This window comes from Candidatus Polarisedimenticolia bacterium (genome assembly GCA_035764505.1).
In the GTDB taxonomy this organism is placed as follows: domain Bacteria; phylum Acidobacteriota; class Polarisedimenticolia; order Gp22-AA2; family AA152; genus AA152.
Genome location: DASTZC010000267.1, coordinates 1 through 7,025, shown reverse-complemented (window position 1 = coordinate 7,025; position 7,025 = coordinate 1). Strand labels below are relative to the sequence as shown.

The 7,025-nt window shown below is 65.2% G+C and carries 6 protein-coding genes and 1 tRNA gene; 2 read left to right on the top strand and 5 right to left on the bottom strand.

The features are described 5' to 3' along the window. Nucleotides 1–835, top strand: an 835-nt coding sequence (locus tag VFW45_17285; GenBank protein ID HEU5182543.1) for a DUF4824 family protein, incomplete at its 5' end; no start/stop codon positions are given. Between the two features lie 136 nt (nucleotides 836–971). Then, entirely contained in the window at nucleotides 972–3,107 is a 2,136-nt protein-coding gene (locus tag VFW45_17280; protein HEU5182542.1) for a hypothetical protein, read from the top strand. Between the two features lie 688 nt (nucleotides 3,108–3,795). Here VFW45_17280 and VFW45_17275 read toward each other — a convergent pair. The 5 genes from VFW45_17275 to VFW45_17255 all read right to left on the bottom strand — a co-directional run. Next, nucleotides 3,796–3,871 (bottom strand) — tRNA-Phe (locus tag VFW45_17275). Between the two features lie 95 nt (nucleotides 3,872–3,966). Next, nucleotides 3,967–5,130 carry a Fic family protein gene (locus VFW45_17270; protein ID HEU5182541.1) on the bottom strand — a complete coding sequence of 388 codons (1,164 nt, stop codon included), beginning with the start codon at nucleotides 5,128–5,130 and terminating at the stop codon, nucleotides 3,967–3,969. A gap of 101 nt (nucleotides 5,131–5,231) precedes the next feature. Next, a complete protein-coding gene (locus VFW45_17265) occupies nucleotides 5,232–5,450 on the bottom strand; it encodes a ribbon-helix-helix protein, CopG family (GenBank protein ID HEU5182540.1) in 219 nt (72 codons plus the stop codon). A gap of 62 nt (nucleotides 5,451–5,512) precedes the next feature. Beyond that, the gene (locus VFW45_17260; protein ID HEU5182539.1) at nucleotides 5,513–6,415 is read right to left on the bottom strand and encodes a site-specific integrase; all 903 of its coding nucleotides are present in this window, start codon (nucleotides 6,413–6,415) and stop codon (nucleotides 5,513–5,515) included. 347 nt (nucleotides 6,416–6,762) lie between these two features. Beyond that, nucleotides 6,763–7,025: DNA recombination/repair protein RecA (locus VFW45_17255; GenBank protein ID HEU5182538.1), on the bottom strand; the 263-nt coding region annotated here is incomplete at its 5' end.

The window sequence follows — 7,025 nt, the reverse complement described above, 5'->3', positions numbered from 1 at the left end:
CGCGATCGCCCTCCTCGTCCTCACCAACGCCGTCGTGCTCGTCGGCGTCGCGCGCAACCGTCGCGGTGCGCCCGAGGCGCGGGTGACGCTGACCGAGCGCGAGCTCCGCATCGGCGCCGATTGGGAGAAGGAGAACACGGGACTCTGGCTGGCGCTCGAGACCGGAGGGGCCGGCTGGCAGGCCGACGGACCAGGCTGGTTCGATCGAAGGAAGCTTCAGGAGATTGGCTTCGACTGCGGCATCGATCCCTCCGACCAGAAGGCCGAGCTGTTTTACGCGAAAGCCCTGCCGAAGCGGCGGATCGCCGTCCTCGAGTACGACGGCGATGCCTGGAAGAAGTGGATCGCCGGACGCGAGGAGGAGCTGCTGCATCCGAAGCCGGACGTCCCCGTCACCGCCGAGACGATGGAGGAGCGCCGCAAGGAGCTCGAGAGCGAACGCGTCGGACATTCGCGGCTGTTCGTCATCGACGTCGGCAACGACGCGTCGGAGCTGCGTCGTCGCTACCCGGACCGCGCCCACCACATCCTCGCCGATGCGCTCGTCCGGCTCAACCTCCAGCGGTCCTGGGACGAGCAGACGAAAAGCCTCACGGAAGCCCACCTCGAAGGATACGTCTCGGAGATCCTGGTCTCGTCCATCCATGTCCCGCTCGCAAAGCGGCCGGTGCTGGACGCAATCCGGCGCGAGCAGGAGAAGCAGGCCGAGGCGAAGCTCTGGGCCTCGTACGGCATGTACGGCGTCCTCAAAGCCCCGCCGCGCTACGAGGTCACGCTCGCGTACGGGCGCCGCCTCGAGCCCTGGATCGAAGAGATTCGGAAAATCGGCGACTAGCAGACGTCTTACAGCCTCCGGCACGGCCGGAAAGTGAACCGCCCCAAGGACCACCTGGCCACCTATCCGTCCGGAGCTCTCCTGTAGTAATCTCCCGCCAATTCGCAAACCCGCCCTGGGGATGGAGGGATTCCAAATGAAGGTGAGAGGGGCCTGGCTGAGCCTGGCGCTGGCGGTGGTGTGTCCCTCGCTGGCGGTCGCGCACGTCGACGGAATGAGCCTGAGCGTTTCGCTGGGGACGGGGCCGGGACAGGTGAACCTAGACTGGACGGGAGGCCAGCCGGCCTTCCATGTCTACCGGTCGACTGTGGCCTCCGGCATCATCTCGCCGGGGAACAAGCTCGGCGACACGCCGGTGCGCAATTGGAGCGACACCCCGGGGCCGGGCAGCCTCTTCTTCTACATGCTCACCTCGGATTGCGTCTACGGCCCGCCGGAGATCTGCGACGGTGTGGACAACGACTGCAACGGCACCATCGACGGGCCGGGCAGCGAAGCCTCCTGCAACCTGGCCAACGCGACGCCGCAATGTGCCGGCGGAACCTGCGTGGTGGCCGCTTGTAATCCCGGCTTCGGCGATTGCGACACGCAGCCCGCCGATGGCTGCGAGAGCAACCTCAGCAGCGATGCCAATCATTGCGGCACCTGTGCGATTTCGTGCGTCGACGCGACGAGCTGCACGGTGGATTCCTGTGCAAACGCCTCCTGCCACCACCTCGACCAGCGCGCCTGCGTGGCGGCGCCTACCTCAGGTGAGGGGGGCGTGAGCTGCGCCACCAGTCCCGGAACCTCCGGTTGCTGGGGCGGCTGCTCGGCGGCGCAGGGGGTCGTGCCGCTGCCGCCGGGATGCGCCAATCCCGACAGCGACGGGGACGGGCTGGGCGATACCTGGGAATCGGGGCACTGGATCGATTACGACTGCGATGGGATCCAGAACACGGGACCGACCGGTGTAGACCTGGCGTTGCCCGATGATCCCGACTGGGACGAGGTTACGCAGAAGAACGCCTACGTCGTTTACGACTGGATGTCGCCGGACCCGTCCGACCCGCTCGACGTGTCGCACCAGCCTTACCCCGATTTCATCGGCAAGGATTACGACGGAACGACCGATGCGCCGGTGGACGGGACCCTCAAGCGGGTCAAGGATGCCTACGCGCGCAAGGGGATCCGGCTGAAGATCGACCCGAACACCAATCCTTCCGCGGTGACCTCCACGAATCCGACGGGCATCACGTCGCCTCTGCCGCACGTCAGCGTGGTGAGCTTCGCGAACCCGGTGGGGGATTGCGCGACGAACGGCGGCGTCAACTCGGCGGTGAGCTTCTATGCCTTGAAGGGCGCGAACTTCGATCAGCGCAAGAAATTCACGCACAAGTACGCCGTTTTCGGCCACAACGCGGAGTGCTCGGGGAATTGCAGCAGCTCCGCGTGCCTGGCGGAGAACTCGGTGCTGGGGATATGCGGGACGGTGGGGGAGAGGACGACCGGTATGGCGGAGCTGGCTGGCGATGACATCATCGTGTCGCTGGGCGGGCACAACCTCAGTGATGGGTCGAGCGCCGTCGAGCCGGACAGGACGAAGCTCCGCGACCAGCTCGTCTCCTACCAGGCGGGAACGATCATGCACGAGATCGGGCACACGTTCGGGCTGGACCATGGCGGGGCGAGTACAGGCGGATCGCCTTCGTGTGACACCAGCTCGGACAGCGCCATTCCTCGCAAGCCCAACCACATCAGCTCTATGAATTATGTGTTCCAGCTCAATGGCATCACCACGGCCGCGACCAATTGCTCCACGGTGCCCCTGCCGCCCGACCCGCGCTACGCGCAATTCCCCCCGGGGGGAGCCTGGAGGGTGGACTACTCGGGCCCGCCGCCGTCGCCCTTGCCGCTCGACGAGAACTCCTTGTTCGAGTCCGACGGGATCTCCAGCTGTGTGTGCGGAGGGACCAGCGGGCTGCGCGATATCTCGAAGGCCTATGCTTTCTGCTTCGCGCCGCCCGTGCCCATTCCCGGCTGCGGGCCTGTGGACTGGAACCGCAGCGGCTTCATCGACCCGATCCCGGTGGCAGTGGACATCAACCAGGATGCGCTGGACGACCCGACCGCTACCTGCCCGGCCTACCGGCCGCTGAATGGGTTCGATGACTGGTCCTTCGTTGGCCTGCACCTGTCCTTCCAGTGCGGCGCCAACTTCGAGGACGGGGTGAGCTTCCACCGCTTCCCGTCGACCCCGGAGCTGCATCAGCAGGGGACCGGCGCGCCTTGAGGAGGAGAGGACAGTCCGACGGTGGCGAGGGTACGTTCCGGCGCTGGGGATCCCGCCGCCGGGCGCGAAGACCATCGAAATGTCGGAACATCAATCTGGATGGCAGGCTGAATGGCGAACTAGCAACCGGTCGGCACGCTGCCGCAGTTACAGAACGACGTACAGGTATCGAAGCAGCACTCCAATCCTACGAAAGGACGGCGCCTGCAGGTCTGGGCGCACTGGTTCCTCTGCGCTTGCGAGCAGAAACTGGGTCCGCAGCCGGACCCCGAAGAACTATGTCTTGCTTCGAACCACCGTGAAAAGTCGAGCAGCGCCGACAAGGAGAGGGTAGGGGTGGGCGGGGACACTGAGGCGTGGCCCTTTCCCGCGGAGGCCGGCTGATCGGCGCCGAAGGCTAGAAACGGAACGAGGACCGCGACGCAGAGGAGAAGGATAGGCAATCTCTTCATGGGTTCTCCTTTCTCGATGCGATTGTGTCTTTTCGCCTGCCACCCAGAACCCATAATACGCACGTCCCTTTGAAAGGCCAGCACCCGTCGCGGCCCTGGATAGCTCATTGCTTTAACGTCGGTCCCCGATCCATGAATGGCGCGCCCACGGAGCGATCATGCCTCGTGGCGATCCTCGCTACCGCGCCCCGCAGGCGCCGCAGACACTTACTTACGTATGTTTCTCGAGAGAAGTGTGGTGCCCCCGGCCGGAATTGAACCAGCGACGCATGGATTTTCAGTCCATCGCTCTACCGACTGAGCTACAGGGGCACTCGGAAGGAATATCAGGTAGTTGCGCTTCGTAGAGGGAGCAGATTCTACCGAAACTTGGTCGCGTCTGTCCACCGACCGGACGCAGCGTCAGCCTAGGTCTCCGTCCCCTCGTTGAGAATCTTCAAATAGCGCTTGTAGCCGAAGAGGCGATTGCGCCGGCGTCCCGTGAGCTCGCGGACGATTCCGGCGTCGACCAGGCTTTCGAGCGCGGCGGTGACGGTCGGGATGGTCAAGCGGGCTGCCTTCGCCGCGACGGGGATAGAGAGCACCGGCCGACGCTGCAGCTCGCTGTGGATGCGCAGGGCCGAGCCGGCGCGCCTGCCCATCGCCTGGATGATGCCGCGATCCTTTTCTGAGACGTTCGTGAGCGCGGCGGCCGTCTGAATCGCCTCGTCCGCCATCTGACGGACTCCCCGAACGAAGAAGAACACCCATTCCTCCCATTCCCCGCGAAGGCGCGTTCCCTGCAGCAGGCTGTAATAGGTCTCGCGATTGCCTTTCAGGTACAGGCTGAGGTAGAGCAATGGCTCACGCAGCACGCCTTCCGAGCACAGGATGAAGGTGGCGAGGAGCCGGCCGATCCGGCCGTTTCCGTCCAGGAAGGGATGGATCGTCTCGAACTGGGCGTGCGCCAGGGCCGCCTTGATGAGTGCAGGGGTCCGAGCAGGCTGATCATGGAGAAACTTCTCGAGGTCCCCCATGCACTCCACGACGCGATCGGCTGGAGGTGGAACGAACATGGCGTTGCCGGGCCGGGTCCCGCCGATCCAGTTCTGGCTGGTCCTGAGCTCTCCGGGCTGTTTCTCGCTGCCGCGCCCTTTGGCGACAAGCTTCTGGTGCATCTCGCGCAGAAGGCGATTCGACAGGGGAAAGCCGGAGCGGAGCCGGCGCAGGCCATGCTCCGTGGCGGCGACGTAGTTCGATACCTCTCTCACGTCGTCGCGCGGGACACCGGGCATTTCCTTCATTTCGAACAGGAGCAGATCGGACAGGGAAGACTGAGTTCCCTCGATCTGGGAGGAGAGGACTGCCTCCTTCCGGACGTAGCTGTAGAGAAAGAGGGCCGTGTCGGGAAGGCTCCCCGTGAGGCCGTCCAGACGGCCCAGGGCGAGGTAGGCTGCGTCGAGCTCTTCACGCAGCGTGCCGTCGATCTCGAGGGAAGGATCAGGCGGAAGAGAATTCGGAACGAAGGCTTTCCATTTCTCCCCGCCCGCCGAGGGACCGACAACCCAGGTGCCGCTGGGGCCTCGCTGCATGACGGAAACCCTGCGAAAGAGAGTTTAATAAGTCCAAGCCTTAATAAAGGATTATGCCATATCCTTTAATAAGCCAAGCGGGCAATCCCGAAGGTTCGAAGCTAGATCTTCCGGCGGCGCTTGAGGCCTTTGAGGACCGATTCGAAGAGAAGGTCGGGGGTCTTCGGAGGCAGGGGCGGCCTGGGGTACTCGCCGAGGGTTCGGCGCAGGGTCGTGTTCACCAGCTCGGAGATGCTCCGGTCGTTGCGGGCCGCTTCCTCGCGCAGGGCCCGATGCAGCTCCGGGTCGAGGCGAACGGTCGCACGGCGCGGACGTTTCATGCGACCCAACATAGCATCCGCGACCCAAACGTCAACCGCTTTTCGAGGCATTTTGCGGCGGCTCAGCGATCCTTGGCCGGCGCGCCGATGAACTGCAGTCCCGCCTTGATGAACTCCTTCGACAGATGGGCATAGCGCTGGGTCAACGCCAGGGTGGAATGCCCGAGGAAGCGCTGCAGCCGTAGCAGGTCGCCTCCGTTGATCACGTACCAGGACGCGAAGGTGTGACGCAGGGTGTGGAAGCCGACCTCCGGGCCGAGCCCCGCCGCCTCGCGCGCGCGGGCGAACGACCGGCGCACGCCGCGGACGCGCTTGCCTCGATAGGTGAATACGTACTCCTCGGTCTGTCCGGCACGCCGTCGCCGGCCGCGCCACGCTTCGAGCACGCCCGCCAGCTCGGGCGTCATCGGCACTTCGCGCTGCCGGCCGGACTTGGTCGAGCTTCGGTCGAAGTAGACGATGCCGTGGATAAAGTCGAGGTCGGTCCAGCGCAGCGACAGGACCTCCGACAGGCGCCCGCCGGTGTGCAGCGCAGTGATCAGGATCGGGCGGAGACGGGGCGAGGCCGCTCCGACGAGTGCCTCGGCCTCCTCGGGGGTGAGATACCGATCGCGCCCGGGAGATTCGGGAAAGGGCTTCACCTTGCGGCAGGGGTTGTCGCCCGCATAGTAGCCCCGGCGGATGGCGAAGGAAAAAATGCCCGACAGCAGGGCTCTTTCGCGATTGGCCGTGGCCCGGCTGATTCCGGTGGCCAGACGGGACGACAGATAGTCCTCCACCTGGGCCGGACCGATCTCTTGAAGGTCCTTCCCCCTGAAATGCTCCAGCAAGCGGTTCGAGTTCACCTTATAGGTAGGGTAGTGGCGGCGCTGGCGGGCGTGCTTCTCCAGGAACTCGGCCACCAGAGCGGCAAACGAGCGAGGCGCGCTCTCCTTGAGGACCTGGCTGGACCGGTGAGCTGCCATGCCGGTCACCATTCGCAAAATGGCTCCCCGACGCGAATTGTGTGCATTTCCCGTACCATATCGGAGGTTGAGCCCGGGCTGGGGCACCGTTGGACGCGACGGCAAGAGCGCCGCGCGTCAACGGCCGGCACTTGATCATGGGGAAGCTTGTGGTCCCTGGATAAATCGCCCCGGCTGGGGCACCGTTGGACGCGACGGCAAGAGCGCCGCGTGTCAACGGCCGGCACTTGATCATGGGGAAGCTTGTGGTCCCTGGATCAATCGCCGGGGGAGAGGCGACCCGCTCGTGAACAAAAAAAGCGGGGCCGCCGGCGAAGGCGGCCCCGCTTTGTGATGCTGCGATTGGCTCAGGCGCGCAGGGAAGGGGGGCGCGTGGGACGATCGGGAGGCGAAGGCATGCGTCCCTTCTTCTCCTCCTCCTTCTCGCCCTTGCCCGCGGCGCCCGGCGCGGCCGCCGAGGCGGCCGGGTCCTCCCGCAGGAGTCCGAGCTTCTTGCGGATCTTCTTTTCGATCTCGGCGCACAGATCGGGATTGTCCTTGAGCAGCTGGCGCGCCGCCTCGCGTCCCTGGCCCAGGCGGGTCTCGGCGTAGGAGATCCAGGAGCCCGACT